The 22,778-nt window shown below is 71.6% G+C and carries 21 protein-coding genes; 5 read left to right on the plus strand and 16 right to left on the minus strand.

Annotation, left to right across the window (positions count from 1 at the left end; genetic code table 11):
• Positions 1 to 13: 13 nt before the first annotated feature.
• Positions 14 to 3,250, minus strand: a complete 3,237-nt coding sequence (gene fxsT, locus ACIBEJ_RS10050) for an FxSxx-COOH system tetratricopeptide repeat protein (protein WP_397182301.1) — start codon at positions 3,248 to 3,250, stop codon at positions 14 to 16.
• Positions 3,251 to 3,618: 368 nt separating this feature from the next.
• A complete protein-coding gene (locus ACIBEJ_RS10055; RefSeq protein WP_397182302.1) occupies positions 3,619 to 3,822 on the minus strand; it encodes a hypothetical protein in 204 nt (67 codons plus the stop codon).
• A 201-nt stretch (positions 3,823 to 4,023) separates the two neighbouring features.
• Between ACIBEJ_RS10055 and ACIBEJ_RS10060 the strand changes: the two genes are divergently transcribed.
• The 4 genes from ACIBEJ_RS10060 (at position 4,024) to ACIBEJ_RS10075 (ending at position 8,694) form a co-directional block, all read left to right on the plus strand.
• Positions 4,024 to 5,187 carry an FxsB family cyclophane-forming radical SAM/SPASM peptide maturase gene (locus ACIBEJ_RS10060; RefSeq protein WP_397182303.1) on the plus strand — a complete coding sequence of 388 codons (1,164 nt, stop codon included), beginning with the start codon at positions 4,024 to 4,026 and terminating at the stop codon, positions 5,185 to 5,187.
• Entirely contained in the window at positions 5,184 to 6,368 is a 1,185-nt protein-coding gene (locus ACIBEJ_RS10065) for an aKG-HExxH-type peptide beta-hydroxylase (protein WP_397182304.1), read from the plus strand. Before ACIBEJ_RS10060 ends, ACIBEJ_RS10065 begins: the two co-directional genes overlap by 4 nt.
• 386 nt (positions 6,369 to 6,754) lie before the next feature.
• Positions 6,755 to 7,882 carry an alkaline phosphatase family protein gene (locus ACIBEJ_RS10070; RefSeq protein WP_397182305.1) on the plus strand — a complete coding sequence of 376 codons (1,128 nt, stop codon included), beginning with the start codon at positions 6,755 to 6,757 and terminating at the stop codon, positions 7,880 to 7,882.
• Positions 7,879 to 8,694 carry a sulfurtransferase gene (locus tag ACIBEJ_RS10075; RefSeq protein ID WP_397182306.1) on the plus strand — a complete coding sequence of 272 codons (816 nt, stop codon included), beginning with the start codon at positions 7,879 to 7,881 and terminating at the stop codon, positions 8,692 to 8,694. Before ACIBEJ_RS10070 ends, ACIBEJ_RS10075 begins: the two co-directional genes overlap by 4 nt.
• Positions 8,695 to 8,739: 45 nt before the next feature.
• On the opposite strand, the gene ACIBEJ_RS10080 is transcribed toward ACIBEJ_RS10075, so the two are convergent.
• The 4 genes from ACIBEJ_RS10080 to ACIBEJ_RS10095 form a co-directional block, all read right to left on the minus strand.
• Positions 8,740 to 11,304, minus strand: a complete 2,565-nt coding sequence (locus tag ACIBEJ_RS10080) for a CHAT domain-containing protein (RefSeq protein ID WP_397182307.1) — start codon at positions 11,302 to 11,304, stop codon at positions 8,740 to 8,742.
• Between the two features lie 181 nt (positions 11,305 to 11,485).
• A complete protein-coding gene (locus ACIBEJ_RS10085) occupies positions 11,486 to 11,932 on the minus strand; it encodes a hypothetical protein (protein WP_397182308.1) in 447 nt (148 codons plus the stop codon).
• Entirely contained in the window at positions 11,929 to 12,462 is a 534-nt protein-coding gene (locus tag ACIBEJ_RS10090; RefSeq protein WP_397182309.1) for an RNA polymerase sigma factor, read from the minus strand. Before ACIBEJ_RS10090 ends, ACIBEJ_RS10085 begins: the two co-directional genes overlap by 4 nt.
• Positions 12,463 to 12,544: 82 nt before the next feature.
• Positions 12,545 to 13,549, minus strand: a complete 1,005-nt coding sequence (locus ACIBEJ_RS10095; protein WP_397182310.1) for a S8 family peptidase — start codon at positions 13,547 to 13,549, stop codon at positions 12,545 to 12,547.
• A 175-nt stretch (positions 13,550 to 13,724) separates the two neighbouring features.
• On the opposite strand from ACIBEJ_RS10095, the gene ACIBEJ_RS10100 reads away from it, so the two are divergent.
• Positions 13,725 to 14,219 carry a DUF3145 domain-containing protein gene (locus ACIBEJ_RS10100; protein WP_397182311.1) on the plus strand — a complete coding sequence of 165 codons (495 nt, stop codon included), beginning with the start codon at positions 13,725 to 13,727 and terminating at the stop codon, positions 14,217 to 14,219.
• A gap of 45 nt (positions 14,220 to 14,264) precedes the next feature.
• Here the strand turns inward: ACIBEJ_RS10100 and ACIBEJ_RS10105 are convergent, their stop codons facing one another.
• From ACIBEJ_RS10105 to ACIBEJ_RS10150, 10 genes are all read right to left on the minus strand, one after another.
• The gene (locus ACIBEJ_RS10105) at positions 14,265 to 14,486 is read right to left on the minus strand and encodes a DUF1731 domain-containing protein (RefSeq protein ID WP_397182312.1); all 222 of its coding nucleotides are present in this window, start codon (positions 14,484 to 14,486) and stop codon (positions 14,265 to 14,267) included.
• A 10-nt stretch (positions 14,487 to 14,496) separates the two neighbouring features.
• Positions 14,497 to 15,921 carry an acyl-CoA carboxylase subunit beta gene (locus ACIBEJ_RS10110; protein WP_397182313.1) on the minus strand — a complete coding sequence of 475 codons (1,425 nt, stop codon included), beginning with the start codon at positions 15,919 to 15,921 and terminating at the stop codon, positions 14,497 to 14,499.
• Positions 15,922 to 15,931: 10 nt separating this feature from the next.
• A complete protein-coding gene (gene fabF / locus ACIBEJ_RS10115) occupies positions 15,932 to 17,164 on the minus strand; it encodes a beta-ketoacyl-ACP synthase II (RefSeq protein ID WP_397182314.1) in 1,233 nt (410 codons plus the stop codon).
• Positions 17,165 to 17,202: 38 nt separating this feature from the next.
• Positions 17,203 to 17,439, minus strand: a complete 237-nt coding sequence (locus ACIBEJ_RS10120) for an acyl carrier protein (RefSeq protein ID WP_184974352.1) — start codon at positions 17,437 to 17,439, stop codon at positions 17,203 to 17,205.
• An 89-nt stretch (positions 17,440 to 17,528) separates the two neighbouring features.
• A complete protein-coding gene (locus ACIBEJ_RS10125; protein ID WP_397182315.1) occupies positions 17,529 to 18,485 on the minus strand; it encodes a beta-ketoacyl-ACP synthase III in 957 nt (318 codons plus the stop codon).
• Positions 18,482 to 19,378 (minus strand): ACP S-malonyltransferase, encoded by an 897-nt coding sequence (locus tag ACIBEJ_RS10130; RefSeq protein ID WP_397182316.1) that lies wholly within the window; start codon positions 19,376 to 19,378, stop codon positions 18,482 to 18,484. Before ACIBEJ_RS10130 ends, ACIBEJ_RS10125 begins: the two co-directional genes overlap by 4 nt.
• A gap of 103 nt (positions 19,379 to 19,481) precedes the next feature.
• A complete protein-coding gene (locus ACIBEJ_RS10135) occupies positions 19,482 to 20,606 on the minus strand; it encodes a PucR family transcriptional regulator (RefSeq protein WP_397183244.1) in 1,125 nt (374 codons plus the stop codon).
• A 64-nt stretch (positions 20,607 to 20,670) separates the two neighbouring features.
• On the minus strand, positions 20,671 to 21,102 hold the full coding sequence (locus ACIBEJ_RS10140) for a DUF350 domain-containing protein (protein WP_379609537.1): 432 nt from the start codon (positions 21,100 to 21,102) through the stop codon (positions 20,671 to 20,673).
• Between the two features lies 1 nt (position 21,103).
• Positions 21,104 to 22,249: a glutathionylspermidine synthase family protein gene (locus ACIBEJ_RS10145; RefSeq protein ID WP_397182317.1), complete on the minus strand. Its 1,146-nt coding sequence runs from the start codon at positions 22,247 to 22,249 to the stop codon at positions 21,104 to 21,106.
• 74 nt (positions 22,250 to 22,323) lie between these two features.
• Positions 22,324 to 22,701, minus strand: coding sequence for a hypothetical protein (locus ACIBEJ_RS10150; protein WP_397182318.1), 378 nt, complete (start codon positions 22,699 to 22,701; stop codon positions 22,324 to 22,326).
• Positions 22,702 to 22,778: the final 77 nt, after the last annotated feature.

Genomic DNA, 22,778 nt, shown 5'->3' on the forward strand with positions numbered 1-22,778 from the left:
GGGGCTGCCTGCCTCAGAAGACCTGGGTCTCCACGTCGGCGTACACGGGAGTTCCGGTTCCCCCGGTCTGGATCGCACGGAAAACCGCAAGGTTGTCGGTCGCTATTCGGGTGTGGGCGTGGCCGGGACCAAACAGGTTGTGGAGCCTCCTGTGCAGTTCCACGGATCGCCTGATCGCCTCCTTGGGCTCCGTGCGGTGCAGGACGGCCAGGTAGTTGATCTCCGCGGCGAGCGTGTAGGGATGGCCCGCGCCCAGGCGCCGGCGGAAGCCCTGGTATCCCTCTCTCGCCAGGACGAGCGCGTCGTCGTGGCGCTCGACCGCGTCGAGGTAGGCGCCCAGGTTGCTCTGGAACGCCGAGACCACGGAGTTCTCGGGGATCGTCCGGCGCGCGATGCCCAGGTACCGCTCGGCCTGCATCACCGCGTTGAAGGACTCGCCCTCCGCGTGCAGGCCCGCCACGTAGCTCAGCGCGCAGCGCAGGAAGTCGACCGACTCCTCGCCGTAGCCGTTGCGCAGGTCCTCCAGCGTGGCCTTGTCCCTGATCAGCCCCGCGTAGGCGTCGCCCAGCCGGCGTTCGGTGACCGCCACGTCGTTCAGCACCCTGGACTTCTGCAACGGCGACACCGCCGGCCAGCGGGAGACGATCGCGAGCGCGTCGCTGAGGAGCTCTGACGCCTCCTCGTTGTGGTCGAGCACCCTGAGGTAGTGGCTGACGGCGCACATCGGGGTGAGCATGTCCGGATGCTTGCCGCGGATGCGGGTGAGCTGGTCGAGCAGTTCCCTGCCGAGGCGCCGGGCCTCGTGCGGCCGCCCCATGAACGACGCCGAGCCCGCCAGGTTGTGCAGGGCGAGCGCGCTCATCGGATGATCGGCGCCGAGCAGCCCGACGAAGCCCTTGCGCGCCTGGAAGTCCCAGTAGTACGCGTTCCTGAACTCGCTGTTCATCCGGTAGTCGGCGGCCCTGGTCATCGCCGCGTGCAGCGTGACCGGATGCCCGAGGCCGGGGCTCTTGACCAGCGCCTTGAACGCCGACGCGCTCATCTCCCTGGCCCGCTCGTAGTCGCCGAGCGACCTGATCACGTTCGCCAGGTGCATCTCCAGCTGGTGGCGGAGCTGGACGTGCGCGTCGGTCTCGGCCCAGCGGCGCAGCGCCTCCTCGCCGAGCTTCCTGCCGGCCTCCCACCTGAGCCGCTGCTCCGAGGTGTAGCAGTGGCGGAGGTACTGGACGACCGCCGAGCGGACGCGGAAGGAGGTGCTGGCCAGGATGTCGACGTCGCGGAAATGCCGGCCGACCTCCTCGAACCGCGTGGCCCGCTCCTCTTTCTCCGGCCCGGAGTCGTCCCACTCCAGCGGCGCGTAGCGGCCGAGGAGGCCGCGTACCTGCTCGACGTCCACGTTGCGCTGTTCGCGCAGGTACTCCCTGATCGAGCGGTGCAGCTTGAGCTCTCCCCCCGCCTCGCCCGACCGGTTCAGGGTGACCAGGCCGGAGTCCCTGAGCTGGGAGAGGTGCCGGTCGGCTTGGAGCCGGTCGAAGTGCGGGTCGTCGGCTCTGTTGGCCAGCAGCCAGCGCAGCAGGCGGATGGACACGCCGTCCGTGGACAGCCACGCCGAGATGCTCAGCAGCCATCGCGCCTCGTCGGAGACCAGGGTGTTCAGCGCCATGCGCAGGACGACCTCGTGCGGCTCCTGCCCGGGGGACACGGCCCGCAGGCGCTCGAAGTCGGCGGCGAAGCGCTGGAGGATCTGCCGCGTGGGCTGTGGCGACTGGGACTTCCGCTCGGCCGCTTCCCTGCCGCGTAGCTGCGCGAGCAGCCATGCCCGCGCCAGCACGACCGCCAGCGGCAGGCCGTCGAGGTGGGCGATGACCTGGTCCGGCGCCGGGGACAGCTCGTCGTCGCGCCGCGGCTTCAGGCCCGTGCCCTGCGTGAACAGCTCCGCGCTCTCGTCGCGGCCCATCGGCTGCAGGAGTACGCCCGCCTCGTCGGCGTCGTCGTCCCTGCGGGTCAGCAGGACGTGGGTGTTGCCCATCACGCCCAGCAGCAGCTCGGTCGCCTCCCTGCCGGCGACGGCGTCGGCGTCGTCGAAGACCAGCAGGGAGCGGCACCGGCGCTCGGCCAGGTGGTCGGCGACGCCGCGCCAGTCGTCGTTGTCGGTGACGGGCACGCCCAGTGCCCTGGCGAAGTCGGTGAGTCCCTGATGAACGGTCGTGGGGGTGGCCGCGTCGATCCACCACACGTAGTCGTAGGCCCTGCTGAAGCGCCTGGCGTACTCGGCGGCCAGTGCGGTCTTGCCGATGCCGGCCGGGCCGTACAGGACGAGCGGGCGGGCGGCGCGCTCCAGGTGGCGGCGGCGGAGCATCGCGAGCTGGGTTTCGCGCCCCACGAACCGTTCGACGGTCGCGGGCAGGTTGGAGCGCGGGGGCGCGGCCGGGAACCTGGCGCCGTCCGCGGACGACGAGCGTGTCCTGGCGATCAGGCGCAGGCTGCTCAGCAGCTCGGTCTCGGCGGAGTTCTCGTCCTGGCGGGCCGACAGGTCGATGACCGAGCCGACCGGCGGCGAGTGGCCCTCCAGGTCGACGGCGAACAGCCGCGCCGACGTCGGGTCGTCCGGCGAGAACTCCGCTTGGACGGCGTTGCTCAGCCCGACGGCGGCGACCATGATGCCCACCTGGTCGGCCCGCATCCGGCGGACCTGCTCGGTGGTGAAGTCGGCCAGGCTCGTCTCCCGCACGCCGACGCCGTTGAGGCGCAGGCGGTCGGCGATCCATTCCGCCCAGGGCTCGTACCGGGGCGCGCTGACGACCACGGCCTCGCTGACCGAGCGCGGCCCGATGTCGAGGATCTGCCTGCCGAGCCGTTCGTAGGCGGGGGCGAGGCCGTTCTGCTGCGAGGGGCCGGACGCGCTCACCGCGAGCGTGTCGTTGTAGTAGAAGGCCGGGTCGTAGGGGATCTCGTCGGGCGAGAGCACCTCGGATCCCACGTCCGTGAGCGCCTCCCGCAGCGCGAACCTGACCTGCGCCGCGTCGAGCTGCCTGCTCGGGTCCACACGTGAGGGTACGGCCAGCACCCGGTGATCGGCGCCCGCCAGCCGGCGAATCTCCTCCACCGCCTCGGCCACGACCCCCATGGTCAGCGGGACGAGCAGGAGGACCAGCTCGACGCCCTCCGGGAGCTCCCGGCCTGGATCGCTGACCAGCACGTAGTCGAAGTCGCCGGGCCCAAGGCCGGCGAGTCGCGAGGGGTCGCTCACCGTCATGAAACTGAGCCGCCCCAAACCCGGATAAAAGCCCGGACGAACCGTGGCCAATTCGGAATTCTGCGACATACGCACAGGAACTTGGCGGAAATACCGCTGATGCACCGGTCTGTCCGAATCCCCATCAACGATGAGCACTTTCTTCCCGGCAAGCGCCAAAAACAGCCCGACATTCGCGACGGCCATGGAACGGCCGACGGCCGGACGGGCGGATCGGAAGACGATGACCCTGCTGGTGGTGGATTGACGGTTCATCGCGCCTCCGCACGATATGGTGTGATCTCCATGGACCGGCCATGGCATCGTGGCACAGCCTCAACTTTGTCACAGCCAGAGTCCCGGAGAACAGCATCCCGAGTCTCTCAGAAGGACTCCTCCGGAGGCGCGGCCGACGAGAAATTGCAGTAAACGGGAAGCTCGGCCCCCTCGGCCGCGAGGACGTGGACCCTGCGCAGGGCCAGCCCGAGCACGCTGTCGGATGGAATGGCCGCCACCAGCTCGTTCAGGTCTTCCAGGTCCACCAGATCCGACCGCCACGGCTGTCCGGTGTCCTGATCATCGTGCATCGGATTCCCTCTCATCCGGCACCATGCCACCATTCCCTGGGAGACACCCCCTTGTGTCACACTCCAGGCAGTCTGGTAGAAGTGGAATATATAGAGTGGGGTTTTACACTCTCCCGAATGCGGGGCTGAGGTCAAGTGGCGGGACCGAAACCGAAGGAAGGTGGAGGGCGGACAGGAGAATGGCCGAATGGCCACGATGTCGTGGAGTTCCTGCGAAACGGCTGGCGTCCGAGCCCATTTCACACCTTCGTGCTGAAGATCCATAGCCGGTGCAACCTGGCCTGCGATTATTGCTACATGTACGAGTCCGCCGACCAGCGTTGGCGGCTGCAACCGCGGGCCATGCCGGACGCGGTCATCGACCAGGTCGCGCACCGGATCGCGGAGCACGCGGCGCGGCACCGCCTTCCCCGGGTCGACGTCGTCCTGCACGGCGGCGAACCGCTGCTGGCCGGCCGCCCCCGTCTGGAGCGGATCCTGCACGCCGTACGCACGGCCGTAGCCGGCACCCGGGTGGAGTTTGTGGTCCAGAGCAACGGCCTGCTGCTCGACGACGACTTCCTGCGCCTCTTCTCCCGGTACGGCGTCCGCGTCGGCCTCAGCCTCGACGGCGACGTGACCTCCCACGACCGCCACCGCCTCACCAGATCCGGACACGGCAGCCACGCCGACGTCGTCAGGGCGATCGGCCTGCTCTCCCGCGAAGCCCACCGCGGACTCTTCGCCGGCTTGCTGTGCACAGTGGACCTCGACAACGACCCTGTCAGCACCTACCTGGCGTTATGCGCCCACAATCCGCCGGCCATCGACTTCCTGCTGCCCCACGGCAACTGGAGCCGCCCGCCTCCTGGACTGCCCGCCGCCGGGACGCCCTACGCGGACTGGCTCATCCCGATCTTCGACCTCTGGTACGGCACCGCGCTCCGCCGCCTGCGCGTCAGGCTGTTCGAGCAACTGATCTTCCTGCTGCTGGGCCGGGAGTCGCAGATCGAGGACGTCGGCCTGAACCCCGTCTGCATCCTGGTCGTCGAGACCGACGGCTCCATCGAGATGTCCGACGCGCTGAAATCGGCCTACGAAGGCGCGTCGTACACCGGACTGCACGTCGGCACCGACCCCTTCGACCGCGCGTTGCTGCTCCCTCCGTCCGCCGCCCGCCAGGCCGGCCTGGCGGCGCTCTGCGCGACCTGCGGGAGGTGCCCGATAAACCGCGTGTGCGGCGCGGGCCATTATGCGCATCGCTATCGGGCGGGGTCCGGCTTTGCCAATCCCACTGTCTATTGCCGCGATATGTATCGTCTGGTCAATCACATTTCCGGCCGCCTGGAAAAGGATATTCTCGCGGCCCGCCGGAGTCTCGGGTGAAGGGCGCGGTCCTTCCCGACCACGCTCTGCGCGCCCTCGCCCGCGGCGCGTGGACCGCTGAAGGAATGGCGAGCCTGATCGCGGCGGAGCGTGGCAAACATCTCCTGCTCATGCGAGCCGTCCGCGACCACACGGACGCCGCCCACGATTTCGAGGTGCTGCTGTCGGCGTGCCGTCACGATTCCGAACGGGCCCTCCGGGTCATCACCTATCCCACGGTCGGAGCCCAGGCCATGCGTACGCTCGGCCGGGAGCCCGATCCGTCCGGCCTGCACCCGGTGGCGGCGAGCGCGGCGCTCAGCGCAGGACTGCCCGCCGTCGTCCGTCTCCGGACGCTCCATCTGCCCGGTCTCGGCACGGTACGCCTGCCGTACCCCCGCGACAGCGTGACCCTCCGCTGGAGCCGCGGCGAACCGAGGCTGGAAGACGGCTCCGCGCCCGTCGGCTGGACACCCGTGCGCACCCGCGACCTCGGCGGGTGGCGGCCGAGCCTGGAGGACCTCGACCCCGCGCGGAGCGACGGCCTGCGCGCGCTCGGCCGCCTGACCGACGCCGAGGCGGCCGTGTGGTGGGAGCGGATCGGTTCCGGCTGGGACCTGCTGCGCCACGGCCACCCGGACCTGGCCGCCGAGGTACGCGCCCTGGTCAGCGCCGTCGTCCCGCTCCACGGGCCGGACGAGAGCGCGACGTCGCGGATGGCGTTCGGCGCGGTGTTCCTGTCGTTGCCGGTGTCGGGTGTGGCCGCCGCGCGCTCACTCGTCCACGAGAGTCACCACGCCAAGCTGGTGGCGCTGTCCGACCTGTTCGACTTCACCGCGCCGGTGCCGGGCGAGCTGTTCTACGCGCCGTGGCGGACCGACCCGCGCCCGGTCGGGGCATTGCTGCAGGGCACGTACGCGCACCTGGGCATGGCCCGCTTCTGGCGAGCCCAGCGGCACCTGGCGACCGGGCGGGCCGGCCGGGAGGAGGCGGAGGTGGAGTTCGCCCACTGGAGGGCGGCGTCCATGGAGGCCGCCTTGGTGCTGCGCGCCTCCGGCCGGCTCACCGGCATCGGGACGATCTTCGTGGAGGAGATGCTGGGGGTGCTCGACGCCTGGAACGGCGAACGTGTGAGCGCGGGCGCCCTCGCGATCGCCAGGGAAACCGCCGCCCGCCACAGAACCCGCCACGCCCGCCGCTAGCCCTCCTCCACCTCCCCCGACACGGCCCCCGGGAGGACGCCCCACACCCTTCGGCAACCCGCCTCCCCTTCGGCCACCCCGACCTGCTCCGGTCCCCCCAAACCCGCCCACGCGAGCTCGTGGCAACCCGTCTCGGATGGCCCGACGGGGATCGGGGCAGCGCTGGGGGTGGCTGGAGGCGGGCAGAGCCTGGGCGGCCGGGGTGGGGCTTGGGCGGCCGGAGTGGGGCGGGCCGGAGGGGGCGCGGTAGAGCTGGGCGGGTGGGCGGGAGCGGAGCTTGAGCGGGTGGGCGGGGACTGGCGGGATGGGGTTGGTGGGGGAGGGGATGGGAAATGTCGGGGGTATTGGGATATGACCGGGTTTGTGGGTGTTATTAGGATCTGGTCATGAGTCTGGACGCTGTTCCGCTGGTGCCCGGTTATGGTGGGTCGTCGTTGCCGGATCTGCCGCGTTCCCTGATGGCCGCGCTCGGTGTGGGCGACGGCAACGTGCTCGGGCTGGAACCGGCCCGCAGCGTCTGCCTGTTCCTCGTCGACGGCCTGGGCGCCGAACTGCTGGCCGCCCACCCCGAGACCGCGCCCTTCCTGAACGGCGCCGCGAAAAGGGTGCTCACCGCCGGCTTCCCGGCCACGACCGTCACGAGCCTGTGCTCCCTGGGCACCGGCCTGCCCCCCGGCGAACACGGCATGCTCGGCCTCATGCTGGCCGTACCCGGCGCCGGGCACCTGTTCAACTGCCTGCGCTGGACCCTCCCCGACAAGCAGGTCATGGACCCGCTCGTCTGGCAGCCGGCCGACACCGTCTACCAGCGCGCCGCCGCCGCGGGGGTGACGTGCAGCTACGTGGCGCCGGCCATGTTCGAGGGAACCGGCCTGACCGAGGCCGTCTACCGCGGCATCCGCTACCTGGGCGCCGACACCGTGGACGAAAGGGTCGAAGCCGCCGCCGCGGCCCTGGCCGAGCCGCGTGCCCACGTCACCGTCTACTACGGCGACCTCGACGCCATGGGCCACCTCACCGGCTGGGGCACGCCCGAATGGCTCGACCAGCTCGCCATCGTCGACCGCATGGCCGAGCGCCTGGCCGCCGCCCTGCCCCCCGGCGGCGCCCTGTACGTCACCGCCGACCACGGCATGGTCAACGCCGGCGAGAAGATCGCGGCCGACCAGACGCCCGATCTGGTCGCGGGCGTCGCGATGCTGGGCGGGGAGGCGCGGGCGCGACACGTGTACGCGGAACCGGGTGCGGCGCACGCCGTACTCGAGGCTTGGCGTGAGACCCTTGCCGGGCGGGCATGGGTGGTGTCCAGGCAGGAGGCCGTCGACGCCGGATGGTTCGGGCCGAGGGTGAAGACGGAGTGGATCGAGCGGATCGGTGACGTGGTCGCCGTGCCGTACACCGATCTGGCGATCATCAACACCGCCCACAAGCTGGAGGCGGCCTTCACCGGCTACCACGGCTCGATGACCACCGCGGAACAACTCATACCACTTCTGGAGGTAAGCAGCAGATGAGCCCGCTCATCACCCCGGCCGAGCTGGCCGAGCTCGGCGATGCCGTGACCTTGCTGGACGTACGCGGCGGGATCAGCGGGCCGCCCGGCATCGACCGCTACCGCGAGGGTCACCTGCCCGGAGCGCTCTTCTGCGACCTCGACGCCGACCTGGCCGCCGCGCCCGGCGCCGCGGGCCGGCACCCGCTGCCGTCCGCGGAGCGGTTCCAGAGCGCGATGCGCCGCCTGGGCGTGTCCAAGGGCAAGCTCGTGGTCGTGTACGACGACGCCGGCTCCACGATCGCCGCCCGCGCCTGGTGGACGCTGCGTTACTTCGGCCACGACCAGGTCAAGGTGCTGGACGGCGGGCTGCCCGCCTGGTCCGCGCTGAACCTGCCGATCGTCAAGGACGAACCCGCGGCCCCGCCCGGCGACTTCACCGCGGTGCCGGGCGGCATGCCCGTCCTGACCGCGGACGAGGCCGCGTCGCTGGCCGGCACCGGCGTCCTGCTCGACGCCCGGTCCGGCGAACGTTACCGAGGCGAGGTGGAGCCCATCGACCCGGTCGCCGGCCACATCCCCGGCGCCGTCAGCGCTCCCACCACCGACAACGTCACCGCCGACGGCCGCTTCCTGGCCGCCACCGACCTCGACGCCCGCTTCACCGCGCTGGGCGTGGCCGACGGCGTGCCGGTGGGCGCGTACTGCGGCTCCGGCGTGACCGCCGCCCACGAGGTCCTCGCCCTGCACCTGGCCGGCTACCCGGCCGCCCTCTACGTCGGTTCCTGGTCCAACTGGGTGGCCAACCCCACCCGCCCCATCGCCACCGCCTGACCGACGAGCCGCCCCCGAGCAAGCCGTCGGGAGCAGCCCTCGCGGTCAGTGGGTCAGGGGGCGGTCGCCGGCGCCGAAGCAGGCGAAGGCGGTGACGCCCGTCTTCGCCGTGGCCTCGGCCAAGGCCCTGGCGGGGGATTGCCCGGCCGACAGGAACTCGTGGAAGCACGCCATCACCGCCAGCGCCTCCTCATCCCGCACCGGCACCATGCCCGCGACGACGCACGCCGTACCCTGGGCCAGGAACGTTCCCGCCAGCCCCAGCGGCGCCCCCTCGCAGGGCGCCCGCGCCATCCCCGCGTCGCACGACGACAGCACCACCAGCCGCGGCGGACGTTCGAGCCCGAGCAGGTCGTAGGCCATCAGCGGCCCGTCGGCCAGCGTGATGCTCGACAGCAGCGGGCTGCGCGCCTGGAAGACGCCGTGCGCGGCCACGTGTACGACGTCCGCCTCGCCGAGCGCCCGCAGCACGGGCGCGATCCTGCCCTCGATCTCGTGTCCGCCGGGGTGATGGGACAGCACCTGCCGTACCTCCTCCGGCGCCTCGTCCAGGTCGGGACCGGCGGTCGCGACCACGACGGGCCGCGCGCGGCCGGGGCGCGGCGCGGTGCGGGCCCGCAGCCACGCCCGCGCGGCGGCCGCGACGGTCAAGGGCCGCCCGCGCAGGTACGGCAGCGCCGACCACGGCAGCGTGTAAAGCGGACCCGAGGGCACGACGACCAGCGGCCGGTCCCCGAGCCAGTCCGCCAGCGGCAGGAACATGAGCTGGTCCACCTCCCGCCCGCACGACGCCACGTCGCCCCCCGCGCCAGGGCAGTCGTCCAGCGCCGCCCGCCGCATCGCATACCGCAGGCGCACCACCGCCTCACCCAGCGACGACACCTCCGCCAGCCGCCGCATCCGCACGTGTTCCTCGGTCACGACGACCGCGAGCAGCGCGCCCTGGTCGACGACGTACTCGACCAGCGCCGCTCCGCCCAGGTTCGCCCTGACCCCGCGCAGCCACTCCGCCGCCTCGTCCCCGGCACCTGGACCGCCCTCCGGCCCGGCCATCCACGCTCGTGACTCCGGCACGGACACGATCCGCCGCGTCTCGGCACTCGGCAGCCCCAGCTCGGCCGCCCCGCCCGGCGCCTGCCCGGTGACCGCCCGCCAGTGCTCGCTCCACTCGAACACCTCCTCGGCCCGCCCGCCCCGCACCGCCAGCGACAGCCCGAACGCCGCCAGCCGCTCCCCGGCCCGTGCCGCGTGCGCGCGCAGGGCGGGGTCGTCGAGCGTATCCACCTGCCCGCCGACCTCGGCCAGCCCGTCGCGCACCGCGCGGAAGGCGCCGGTCGAGTCCTCCTGAAGGGCCGCCTCCAGCGCCAGCGCGTGCTGCCTGATCAGCGGCGGCGTGGGGGAGGGCTGGGCCAGGTGCGCCGCCTGCGCCTTGGACGCCAGCGCGGTCCCGGCCGACGGACGTACCCGGCGGCACTGGGCGGTGAGATAGCCGAGCTGCTCGGAGGCGGTCGGATGATCGTCGATCGACAGCGCGGCCTCGGCCGCCGCCAGCCGTAGCGCCGCCGCGGCCACGGCGCACGCCGGCCCCGACTCCAGCGCCACGGCGCACTCGGCCAGCTCCCGCACCAGCGCGGGCGTGACGGGACCGAGCGCCAGCCTGGCCCGCAACTCCACCTCGCTGGCCAGCGGCAGCCACGTCTCACGGTCCTGCGCGGCGAGCTCGGCCGCCGCCCGCGCGGCCACCTCGGCGGCCCGCTGCGGGTCGCCGGTGAGCAGCTCGACCTGGGCGAGCTTCAGCCGCGCCTCCGCCAGCGCCGCGTGCGCCCCGGAAGCCTCCAGCTCCGGTACGGCGAGGCTCAGCAACGCCCGCGCCTCCCCCGGCAGGTGCGCGGCCAGCAGGGCGCCGGCGAAGTCGGCCCGCATCGTGGCCAGGCGCTCCGGGTAGCCGAACAGCGTGTCCTCGGCGGCACGGTAGTGGGCGAAGGCGGCTGCCAGGTCGCCCCGCCGTACCGCGAGGAAGGGCAGGTTCGCGGCGGCCAGGCGCGTGAGGTGGGCCAGCCCGGCGGCGCGGGAGATCTCCAGGCAGGCGGTGATGTCCTGGGTGGCGCGGTGCCAGTCGCCCCGGTAGGCGCGCACGAGCCCGCGGTTGAGCAGGCCACCGGCCAGGAACCGGCGGTCGTCGACGGTGCCGGGGGCGGTGGCGAGCGTCTCCAGCGAACGGTCGCAGGCGGCGATGGCCTCCTGGTAACGGCCCAGGTGAGCTAAGGCGACGGCCCGCTGCGTGTCGAGCTTGGCGCGGTCGAGCGGGCACAGATAGGCCCAGGCGAGAGCGGCCACGCGCAGCGCCTGCAGGGGATGGCCGCGCTCGGTGCGCACGGTGACGAGCGACAGGCGCGCCTGCGCCACCCGCCGCGGCGGCGCGCCGGGCGTGGCGATGGCCTTGCGCAGGTGGCGTTCGGCGGCCTGAAGGTCGCCCAGCTCGCGGGCGGCGAGGCTCATCGCGCGCAAGGCCACCACGGCCGCCTCGACGGCGCCCGCGCTTTCGGCCGCGACCAGCACGAGGCGGCCGGCGGCGAGCGCCTGCTCGGGGTCGACGACGGATCTGGACACGGCGGCCTCCGCCGCCGCCAGCATCGTTTCCGGGGGCGTCAGCCCGGGGTGTGGATTTGTGGAGGAGTCTGCCTGCTCAGCGGTCATGCATTCGGCCCAAGGTGCTGAGAGAGGTCTGGATGGGGGGCCGTTGGGAGGGACGACGGTGGATGCGCCGCCCCTTGCCCAACGACCCTTCAGGTCATGGACGGATTCGCAGCCACCTGGTCGCCACGGGCGTCTTGCCCGGACGATGACAGACGACGTTGAACCAGCCCGGAGGCATCCCCGTGACGGCGAACTGCCCCGTTCCGGCGAGTTGCCGGCTCATGGTCATGTGCGGAGTTCGCACATCGACGTGACTGCCTTCGCCCGGATACGGCAGGATCTGCCCTGCCACATCGATGAGCCCGTCGTTGACGCTGAGCTCCAGGTCGAAGGTGACGTCGTCGGTGGCGAACCGCACGGTCGTCGGACCTGCCACCCCCCGCACGACCCGCATGGCGACGCACTCGATGGATACGGCGGTCACCACATGTGGGATCCGGAGCGAGTAGGCCTCGCTCGCGGCAGCGGATACGTGATTGGGAACGGGATCGTTCCCTGCGGCAAGGCTGAGAGCCGCCAGGAGGTAGTCGTCGTTGTTCAATGCACCGTCTCCTCAGATGAGATCAGGGTGCGCAGTTTTCTTAGGCAGCGTTCTCGACTAGGTCCTATGCTGCCTATCGGGAGCCCCAGCCGGACGGCTGACTGCTGATTACCGACACGGTGCGCCATCAGCGTCAGAAGTGTCCTGCAGGGCTCCTTGAGTGAGGAGATCGCCTGCCAGAGCAGGCGGTGGTCATCGGCCTCCAGGATGGCCGCCGCCGGATCCGAATCCTCCGCGAGGTCTGTGGGGAGCGGGAGAAGCTCCCTGCGGAGGACGCGCAGCGCTTCGCGCCTGGCCGTGGTTGACAACCAGGCGCCCAGTCCGGCCGGATTGTGGATCGTGTGTAGGTTTTCGACAAGGCGCAGCCAGGCACCCTGGACGGCGTCCGCGGCATCGGCGTCGTCGAGCCCGCAGGCACGGACGACCGACCACATGCGCGGAGTGAACCTGGCCACGAGCTCGTCCCAGGCCGTCCGATCGCCGTCGGCCGCTGCTGCCAGCAATTCCGCAACCATGCGCGGGTCGCCCATACGGCCTCCTTCCGACCGGATGCTGCGTCACGAAGAACCCTCACATTGCCCTTCGTGTTGACCTGAGGACTGTGCGTAAACTCTACAGACTCGCGGGAACCACGACTCCCAGATCGGGAATTTGCCGGTCCCCGGCCAAGATCTGACCCGCCGCGTCCTTGGCCGGCGCCTCCTTCGCCAGCGCGGCCACGGCTCCCGCCACCAGAGCCGTGGCGAACGAGGTGCCGCTCCACGTGGCATAGCCCTCGAAACCCGGATAGCTGCTCGCCAGCCATTCGCCCCTGGCGCAGGCGTCCACCCAGGGGCCGTGGGCGGAGAACGGCGAGCGCCGCTCCTCCCCGGCGTCCAGCGCGCCCACGCCGATCACGGACGGCAGCGCCGCGGGCCAGACCGGCCGGTCGGAGGCCGTGTTCCCGGCGCAGGCCACCGCCACCGCGCCGGGCAGCGCGCCCAGCGCGTCGGCCAGCATCGGCGGCGGCCGGTCGTCGAAGGTGTGGCCGCCGAACGACAGGTTCAGCACCTGCACCGGCCGCGGGGACGAGCGCAGCCGGTTGAGCGCGCGCACGATGCCCGCCTCGTCGCCGAGCCCGTCGCCGTCCAGCACGCGGCAGACCCTCAGCGTCACGCCGGGCGCGCGGCGCACCAGGAGCCCGGCGATGAACGTCCCGTGGCCCGCCTGGTTTCCCCTGGTCGCGTCGGCGCCCTCCTGGCCCAGCTCGCCGTACCACTCACTGCGCGACCACCACGGGTGCGGCGCCACGCCCGTGTCCAGCAGCCCGACCACGACGGGCGAGCGCTCCCTGCCCGGCCGGTACGGCACCGCCTCGGCGGGAAACGGCCGCGAGGCCGGCCCGCCGAAGAACAGCGGCTGCCCGGCGAAGACGTGGTTGGGCGAGGCCCGGTGCCCCCGCTCGCGGAGCTCCAGAGCCAGCTCGCACGGATCCACGCCCGGCGTCAGGCGCAGCGCGCAGACGCCGTCGGCCTCGGTCACCGCCTGCGTCCAGCGCCCCGCCGCCGACGTCGCACTGCGATCGACAAGGAGCTGACCTGGCCGGATGATGGCCTGCCCGGCAGATTGCATGTCCATGAGCGGGTATCTTTCCGCGCCGGACGCGGTGTCACGTGCCACTGCCGCAACAACTTGGTATGGCCCCCCTCTGGTGTCGGATTGCGACCGACGGTAGTCTCTCCCTAGTCACTTGTGATCATCCTGGGTCGAGGCCGTTGGGGAAGGCGCACCTCGTACCGAAACGGGAGGTCCGGTGTCTGCTCGTGGCGTGCTGTACGTCCACTCGGCTCAGCCTGCGCTGTGCCCGCACATTGAATGGGCGGTCGCGGGTATCCTTGGCGTGCCCGTAGACCTGACGTGGACGCCGCAACCCGCCGCGCCCAATGTCGTGCGCGCACAGGCGGAGTGGGAGGGCCATCCCGGCTTCGCCGCGGCGATCGCCTCCTCACTCATGGGCTGGCAGCGGATCCGCTTCGAGTGCACCGAGGACGCCTCGCCCGGCATCGACGGCTCCCGCCATGCCTACACCCCGACCCTCGGCGCCTTCTCGGCGGTGATCGGCGCCTCCGGCGACATCATGATCCCGGAGGACCGGCTGCGGGCGGCGATGATGAAGTCCGCGCAGGGCCGTACGGTGCTGGAGGACGAACTCGACCTCCTGCTGGGCCGCCCGTGGGACGAGGAACTGGAGCCGTTCCGCTACGCCGGCGACGGCGCCCCGGTGCGCTGGCTCCACGCCGCCGTCTAGCCCCGCACACCCAGAGGCCTCCGCGAAACGCGGAGGCCTTTCCTCTTATGGGGCGGTGAGCAGGTGGGTGAGGGCTTCGTTCAGGTCCGGGTGGCGGAAGTGGAAGGCGGAGCCGAGCAGGCGGGTGGGTACGCAGCGGCGGCGGGTCAGGGCGAGGGCCGGGTCGGTGCGGAGCAGCCGGGCTCCCAGGCGGACCATCGAAGCGGGTGCCGTGGGCGCCGGCCGCTGCCCACGCGCGCCGGTGCCCCCGGCCAGCGCGTACTTCACAGCGGGACGGTCAGAGCGGGATGTTGCCGTGGGCGCCGCGGGCCGGGGTGGCCTGGGCGAGGAGCTTGGCGATGGCGCCGCGGGTCTCCTCCGGCTTGATGACCTCGTCGATCACGCCCAGGTCCTGGGCGCGTTCGAGGCCCCCGGCGAGCTGCTTGTGCTCCTGCGCCAGCCGCTGCTCCAGCTCCGGACGCTCCTCCTCGGAGGCGGCGGCCAGTTCGCGGCGCTTGAGCACGCGGATCGCGGCCACCGGGCCCATCACGGCGATCTCGGTGGTCGGCCAGGCGAAGACCTTGGTGGCGCCCAGGGCGCGGGAGTTCATGGCGATGTAGGCCCCGCCGTACGCCTTGCGGGTCACGAGCGTCACGCGCGGGACGGAGGCCTCCGCGAAGGCGTGCAGGAGCTTGGCGCCGCGGCGGACCACGCCGTCGTGTTCCTGTCCGACGCCGGGCAGGTAGCCGGGGACGTCCACGAGGACGACCAGCGGCACCCCGAAGGCATCACACATGCGGACGAAACGAGCGGCCTTCTCGGCGGAGGTCGCGTCGAGGCAGCCGCCAAGGCGCAGCGGGTTGTTCGCGACCACGCCGACCGTGCGGCCGCCCAGGCGGCCCAGGGCGGTGACGACGTTCGGCGCCCACTTGGGGTGCAGTTCGACGCTCGGCTCGTCGAGCAGGCCGTTGACCAGCGGCTTGACGTCGTAGGCGCGGCGCGGGGACTCCGGCAGCAGCGTGCTGAAGTCGACCTCCTCCACGGCGGAGGTCCGTACCCGGCCTTGGTGGCCGAGCAGCGAGGCCAGCTCGCGGGCCTTCACGTAGGCCTCGGTCTCGGTCTTGGTGACGACGTGCACGACGCCGCTGCGCCTGCCGTGCGGCTCGGGGCCGCCCAGGGCGGCGGCGTCGACGTCCTCGCCGGTGACGCTGCGGACCACGTCGGGGCCGGTCACGAAGATCCGGCCCTGGTCGGCCAGGATGACGAGGTCGGTCAGCGCGGGCCCGTAGGCCGCGCCGCCGGCGGCGGCGCCGACCACGACGGAGATCTGCGGGACGACGCCGGAGGCCTTGGTCATCGCGAAGAAGACCCGGCCGACGGCGTGCAGCGACTCGACGCCTTCGGCGAGCCGCGCACCACCGGAGTGCCAGATCCCGAGGACCGGCACCCGCTCACGGACGGCCACGTCGTAGGCGTGCACGATGTGCTCGCAGCCTTCGCTGCCCATCGCGCCGCCCTGGAAGCGGGCGTCACTGCAGAACGCGACGACGGGGACACCCTCGACGCGGCCCATGGCGGCGAGGACGCCGCTCTTGTCCTGAGGAGTGATCAACCGCAGCGAACCCTCGTCGAGGAGCGCGGTCAGACGGACGAGGGGATCGCGCGGATCAGCGGGCTCCGTATCGGAGCCCGGCGTCACCGCCCGGTTGTCCAGCACGGTCATGGAGGACTCCTCAGTGGGAGGCGAACACGACGGTCACGTTGTGCCCGCCGAATCCGAACGAGTTGTTCACCGCGGCGATGTCGCCTTCGGGCAGCTCGCGGTTCCGGCCGTAGACGAGGTCCACCTCGATGCCGTCGTCGACGTCGGAGAGGTTGATGGTGGCCGGCACGATCCGGTCGCGCATGGCCTTGATCGTGAAGACGGACTCGATGCCGCCCGCGCCGCCGAGCAGGTGACCGGTCATCGACTTGGTCGAGGTCACCAGCGGGTGGGTGCCGATCGCCTTGGCGATGGCCTGCACCTCGCCCACGTCGCCCGCGGGCGTCGAGGTGGCGTGCGCGTTGACGTGCCTGACGTCGGCGCCGCCCACGCCCGCGTCGCCGAGGGCCTGGGTCATCGCCTGGATGATGCCGCGGCCGTCGGGCTCGGGCTGGGTGATGTGGTGGGCGTCGGCGGAGTAGCCCACGCCGGCGGCGTAGGCGTAGATGCGCGCGCCGCGGGCGCGGGCGTGCTCCTCCGACTCCAGGACCACGATGCCGGCGCCCTCGCCGAGCACGAAGCCGTCACGGGCGCGGTCCCACGGGCGTGAGGCGCCCTGGGGGTCGTCGTTGCGCGTGGACATCGCGCGGGCCGCCGCGAACGCGGCGATGTTGAGGCCGTGGATCGCGGCCTCGGTGCCGCCGGCGACCACGACGTCGGCGCGGCCGGACCGGATCATGTCCATGGCGTAGCCGATGGCCTCGGCGCCCGAGGCGCAGGCCGACACCGTCGCGTGCACGCCGGCCTGGGCCTTGAGGTCCAGGCCGATCCACGCGGCGGGGCCGTTGGGCATGAGCATCGGCACGGTGAAGGGAGAAAGGCGGTTCCAGCCCTTCTCCTTCCACGTGTCGTAGGCGGACAAGGTGGTGCTGATGCCGCCGATGCCGCTGGAGACCACGACGCCGAGCCGCTCGGGAGCGATCTCGGGCGCGCCCGCGTCCTGCCACGCCTCACGCGCGGCCACGAGCGCGAACTGCTCGCTGCGGTCGAGCCTGCGGGCCTCCGGCCTGGGCAGGACCTCGGCCGGGTCGACCGCCGCCCTGCCCGCGAACTTCACGGGGACCTGGTCGACCCAGTCCTCGGTGAGAGTCTCCACACCAGACTGACCGGCGAGGAGCGCCGACCAGGTCGAGGTGACGTCTCCACCGACGGGCGTGGTCGCGCCGAGCCCGGTGACGACGACACGTACCCGGTTTGCACTCACGTGTTTACGCTCCTTGTCGATCAGAGGAAGAGGGCGGATCAGCCCTGGATGTAGGTGAGGACGTCCTTGACCGTCTTCAGGTTCTTGAGCTGGTCGTCGGGGATCTCCACACCGAACTCGTCCTGAGCGGCCACGGCGATCTCGACCATGGACAGGGAGTCGATGTCGAGGTCGTCCACGAAGTTCTTCTCGGGAGTCACGTCCGAGGCCGGGATGCCGGTGATCTCGTTGATGATCTTGCCGAGGCCTTCGAGGATCTCCTGCTCGGTCGCCATGTCGCTAGTTCTCCTTCTGAGTTTTCTGGATTCTGTACGGCGATGCCGCACAAGCCTTGGTCGCCGGTACGGCGTGGCCGTACCGGATCTTACGGAATCTCGATGACCTGACCCGCATAGGTCAGCCCCGCGCCGAAGCCGAGCAGAAGGGCCAGCCCGCCGGTGCGGACCTCCCCGCGCTCGATCATGCGCGAGAGCGCCATCGGGATCGAGGCCGCCGAGGTGTTGCCGGCGGTCACGATGTCGCGGGCGATGACCGCGTCCTCGGCGCCGACCTTGCGGGCGATCGCCTCGATGATGCGCAGGTTCGCCTGGTGGGGGATGAAGGCCGCGAGCTCGGACGGGTCGACCCCGGCCCGCTCGCACGCCTCCTTGGCCACCGGGTGCAGCGCCGTGGTCGCCCAGCGGAAGACCGTCTGGCCCTCCTGGCGCAGGAACGTGTCACGCTCGTCGATGATGATCGCGTCGGACTTGTCGCCCGCGCTGCCCCACACGACGGGGCCGATGCGCGGCACGTCGGATGGGCCCACCACGGCCGCGCCCGCGCCGTCGGCGAAGATCACGGCGGTGGAGCGGTCGGTCCAGTCGACCCACTGCGAGAGCTTCTCGGCGCCGATCACCAGCACGTTGCGGGCGGCGCCACCGCGTACGGCGGCGCTGGCGGTGGCCAGCGCGTAGCAGAAGCCGGCGCAGGCGGCGTTGACGTCGAAGGCGCCGGGGGAGCGGATGCCCAGGCGGTGGGCCACGATGGCCGCCGCGTTGGGGATCTGGGTCTCCAGCGTGCAGGTGGCGACGATGACCAGGTCGATCTCGTCGGCCGACAGGCCGCTGGCCGCGAGGGCCTTGCCGCCGGCCTGGGCGGCCATGTCCTCGAGCGACTCCTCGGGACCGGCGACCCGGCGCTCCTTGATGCCGACCCTGGACTGGATCCACTCGTCGTTGGTGTCCATGGTCTTGGCCAGGTCGTCGTTGGTGACGATCCCGGCGGGCTGGTAGTGGCCGAGGGCCAGAATCCTGGCTCCCGGGGCGGCGTCGGGAATCCTCACTTGATCAGCTCCCTGGCAGCGTCGAGGTCGTCCGGAGTCTTCAGCGCCACGGTCGTCACACCGCGCATGCCGCGCTTGGCCAGCCCGGTCAGCGTGCCGCCGGGCAGCAGCTCGATCATCGTGGTGACGCCGAGCTCGGTCATCGTGGCCATGCAGAGGTCCCATCGGACGGGGTTGCTCACCTGGTTGATGAGCCGGTCGACGACGTCGGCGCCACTCGTGACGACCTGTCCGTCGGCGTTCGACAGGAGCTTCACCCCCGGGTCGGCCGGGGTGATCGCGGCGGCGCTCTCGCGCATCGCGGTCACGGCCGGAGCCATGTGGGTGGTGTGGAACGCGCCGGCGACCTTCAGCGGGATGAGCCGGGCGCGCGCCGGCGCCTGCTCCTTCAACGCGGCGAGCTGCTCGAGTGTTCCGCCCGCGACGATCTGGCCGGCGCCGTTGATGTTGGCGGGGGTCAGGCCGTGCTCGCTCAGCGCGGCCAGGACCTCTTCCTCGACGCCGCCGAGGACGGCGGTCATGCCGGTCTCGGTGACGGCGGCGGCCTTGGCCATGGCCTGGGCGCGCACGCGCACCAGGTTCAGCGCCTGCTCGGCGGTGATGACCCCGGCGAGCGCGGCGGCGGCCAGCTCGCCGACGCTGTGGCCGGCCAGCAGGTCGGGGCTCGCGCCGAGCGCCTCGGCGGAGGCGAGCGCGGTGGCCACGAGCAGGGGCTGGGCGACGGCGGTGTCCTTGATCTCGTCCTCGCCGGCGGTGGTGCCGTAGGCGACCAGGTCGATGCCCGCGACGTCGGACCACGCGGCCAGGCGGTCGGCGAGTCCGGGCAGCTCAAGCCATGGTGTGAGGAAGCCGGGTGACTGGGCGCCTTGGCCCGGAGCGACGAGTACAAGCACGAAATCCACCATGCCCTGTAGAGGTTCGACACGCGGATGGAGATCCGTACGAACTTTGTCCACGCGGTTTTGTAGGAACCCTACAGTGGGGGTTACGGCTGCGTTACGTTAGGGCTCGCCACGTTACCGCGCTCTCCGACAGGCGTCCAAGAATGAGCCCGACCTGCAGCGTGAAGGCCGATCTGCCCTCGGTCGGCTGGTACCCGGTCAGCTCGGTGATCTTCTTCAGCCGGTATCTGACCGTGTTGGGGTGGACGAACAGCAGCCGGGCCGTCGCCTCCAGCGAGGTGCCCTGTTCGAGGTAGGTGGCGAGGGTGTCGAGCAGCGGCGTGCCGGCCAGCGGCAGGTAGACGTTCTCCACGAGCTGCCGCCTGGCGTCGTCGTCGCCGTCGAGCGCGCGCTCGGCCAGCAGGTCCTCGGCGTGCACGGGACGGGGCGCGTCCGGCCAGCCCGCGCTGGCCTTGAGCCCGGCCAGCGCGGCGCTGGCCGAGCGGGCGGCGGCGTGCAGGTCGGGCACCTCGGGGCCGATCACGATCGGGCCCTCGCCGAAGCGGGCCACGACCGGCCTGGCCGCCTCCTCGACGCCCTCCGCGCCGCCCACGATCACGATCAGCCGGTCGGCCTGCACACCGGCGAGCAGGTCCATGCCGATGCGGCGGCCCTTCTCGCGCAGCCCGTCGATCACCGCGCGCGGGTCGCCCTCCGGGGCGTGCCCGGCGATGACGACGACCGGCGAGGAGGTCCAGCCGAGCGCGGCGGCCCAGGAGTGGAGGCCGTCGTCGACCTCACCGCGCACGAGGGCGTCCACGATCAGCGCCTCCAGGCGGGAGTCCCAGGAGCCGCGGGCCTCCGCCTCGCGGGCGTAGACGTGGGCGGCGGCGAAGGCCACGTCCCGGGTGTAGCGGAGCATGGCCTGCTGGAGCTGGTCCTCGCCGCCGGGGGCGGCCAGTTGGTCGGTCTGCGTCTCGACGACCTCGACCACGGCCCTGATGATGTCGACCGTCTGCTGGAGTGAGATGACGCGTTTGAGCTCGCGCGGAGCCGTACCGAAGAACTCGATGCTGGGGGTGGGGCGCTTCTCGTCGGCGTGCTGGAACCACTCGACGAACGCGGCGATGCCCGCCTGCGCCACCAGCCCGACCCAGGAGCGGTCCTCGGCGCTCAGCGCGCGGAACCAGGGCAGCCGATCGTCCATGCGCGCCATGGCCGCGGTGCCGAGCGCGCCCATCGCGCGCTCGAGCCGCCGTGTGGTGTCTTCCCGGGTGGTCACCCTTCTAGGGTGCCAGGTCGGTTCAGATGACCGCGACGGCGGTGATCAGGCCGATGGCCAGATGGGTCACCGCCAGCAGGCGCGCGCCTGGCTGGAGCTCCGGCTCCTTGACCAGTTCCCGCACCTCGATCCCGACGATCTTGTCGAACACGAGCATCGCGACCGTCTGTACGGCGATGCCGACCAGGCCGAAGACCGCGGTGGTGGCCAGGCCCTCGACGAGCCGGCCGCCCGAGGCCCAGATGGAGGCGGCCACGATGAGCCCGACCGCCGCCAGCCCCGAGGTCGTCAGGAGGGTGGCGTTGGGGTTGCGGTCGGTCTTGATGATCTGGCTCAGCTTGCCGGGGATGGCCAGGTCGATGACGTAGAAGCCGACGATCATCAAGATGACGCCGAGCGCGGCGTACGAGGCGATGAACCCGGCGCCGCGGGCGAGGGTTTCGAGAAGGGTCACGTCAGCTCGCTATCCGGTGAGGTACGAAGGAGGAGGTGTCGTCGGTGATGTAGCCGGTGGTCTCGCGGATGCCCAGGCCCGCCGACTCGTCGGCGACCACCCAGGCGCCCAGCACGGGACGCTGGCCGTCGAAGACCGGCAGCGCCTCGAAGCCCTGGTAGACGTAGCCTTCGGCGCCGTAGGTCCCGGTGGTCCGCTGCTCGCCCGCGGGCGTCACGATGCGCATGGAGGCGCCCTCCCTGCCCAGCAGCGGCTTGGCGATGTAGGACGACATCTCGCGCGGCCCGTCGAGGTAGGCGGGCAGCAGGTTCGGGTGGCCGGGGTAGAGCTCCCACAGCAGCGCCAGCAGCGCCTTGTTGGACAGCAGGGTCTTCCACAGGGGCTCGATCCAGGTGGCGTGCCGTACCGCGTGCCTGCCGAAGTCGTCGGCGAGCATCCACTCCCACGGGTAGAGCTTGAACGCCGACCGGATCCACCGCTCCTCCAGGTCCACGAAGCGGCGGCGGTCGGGATCCCAGCCGATGTCCTCCATGGCGATGGCGACGGTGGGGCGTCCCGCCTGCTCGGCGGTCTCCTGGAGGTAGGCCAGCGTCATGGCCTCCTCGCCCGTCTCGTCCATGTTGGTCCAGGCGAAGTGGGTGGGTCCCGGCGGCAGGCGCAGGTCCTTCCAGCGCTCGATGAGCCGCTCGTGGACGGAGTTCCACTGGTCGTCGCCGGGGTGGGTGTCCTTCAGCCAGAACCACTGCACGACCGACGACTCCACGAGCGAGGTCGGGGTGTCGGCGTTGTACTCCAGGAGCTTGGCCGGTCCCGTCCCGTCGTAGCGCAGGTCGAAGCGGGCGTACAGGTGGCCGTCGCGCCGCTCCCACGAGCGGGCGACCTCCTCGCGCGCCCACTCGGGGACGGCGAAGTCGGCGTAGCGGCCGGTCGAGACCACGTGCTCGACGGCGCTCAGGCACATCTGGTGGAGCTCCTCGACCTGCGACTCCAGCTCCAGCACCTCGTCCATGGTGAAGACGTAGTGGACGGACTCGTCCCAGTAGGGCCGGCTCAGCCCCGCCGGGTGCGCGGCCCGGTGGTAGGCCAGGCCCTGGCTCTCGATCGTCTTCTCCCACCCGTCACGGGGCGTGCCCGTCTCACGTCGCACCGCTCAGCCTCTCGCGCTCGTACGCCGGGCGGAGCCGCCGGTCGTCGTCTTCCCCGGCCAGGCGGCGGTCCACGTCAACTGCCCCCGCTCCAGCGGCTGCCGAATCCGCCGCGCTGGATGGACTTGCCGTCGCGGCTGCTGATGGTGACGTCGGAGGGGCGGATCGTGCTGCCGCCGTGGACGCGGGCGCCGTTGCGGGTGCCGCCGTAGTACCAGCGGTAGGCGCGGTAGGGGGCGCCGGCGACGTAGTAACGGTCGTCGTCGCAGTAGTCGTCGTCGACGACCTCGTAGGCGCCGCCGTTCAGGCTGTCGGCCCGGACGCAGTCGGCCGTCACGTCGTCGTCGCCCTGTGCCGCGCAGAAGCCCACCACCATGACCGACACGACGCCGATCACGGACAGCGTGATCACCTTGGAGGATTTGGCCGGTCTGCGGGCTGGCGGGGCGGTCATCGAGCTCCAGATCTTTGGTGGCTGGTAAGCCTATCGACGCTGTTTGTCCGCTTCAATCTCTATAAGTCATCGCTTTC

The sequence above is a fragment of the Nonomuraea sp. NPDC050790 genome (assembly GCF_044456745.1).
Taxonomy (GTDB): domain Bacteria; phylum Actinomycetota; class Actinomycetes; order Streptosporangiales; family Streptosporangiaceae; genus Nonomuraea.

What these genes read in the sequence shown, in the direction of transcription:
- ACIBEJ_RS10070 (WP_397182305.1), top strand. Translation starts at nt 6,755, where the DNA reads ATGAGTCTGGACGCTGTTCCGCTGGTGCCCGGTTATGGTGGGTCGTCG.
- ACIBEJ_RS10090 (WP_397182309.1), bottom strand. Translation starts at nt 12,462, where the DNA reads ATGGGCGACCCGCGCATGGTTGCGGAATTGCTGGCAGCAGCGGCCGAC.
- ACIBEJ_RS10075 (WP_397182306.1), top strand. Translation starts at nt 7,879, where the DNA reads ATGAGCCCGCTCATCACCCCGGCCGAGCTGGCCGAGCTCGGCGATGCC.
- ACIBEJ_RS10120 (WP_184974352.1), bottom strand. Translation starts at nt 17,439, where the DNA reads ATGGCGACCGAGCAGGAGATCCTCGAAGGCCTCGGCAAGATCATCAAC.
- ACIBEJ_RS10135 (WP_397183244.1), bottom strand. Translation starts at nt 20,606, where the DNA reads ATGGGCGCGCTCGGCACCGCGGCCATGGCGCGCATGGACGATCGGCTG.
- ACIBEJ_RS10150 (WP_397182318.1), bottom strand. Translation starts at nt 22,701, where the DNA reads ATGACCGCCCCGCCAGCCCGCAGACCGGCCAAATCCTCCAAGGTGATC.
- ACIBEJ_RS10095 (WP_397182310.1), bottom strand. Translation starts at nt 13,549, where the DNA reads ATGGACATGCAATCTGCCGGGCAGGCCATCATCCGGCCAGGTCAGCTC.
- ACIBEJ_RS10055 (WP_397182302.1), bottom strand. Translation starts at nt 3,822, where the DNA reads ATGCACGATGATCAGGACACCGGACAGCCGTGGCGGTCGGATCTGGTG.
- ACIBEJ_RS10110 (WP_397182313.1), bottom strand. Translation starts at nt 15,921, where the DNA reads ATGACCGTGCTGGACAACCGGGCGGTGACGCCGGGCTCCGATACGGAG.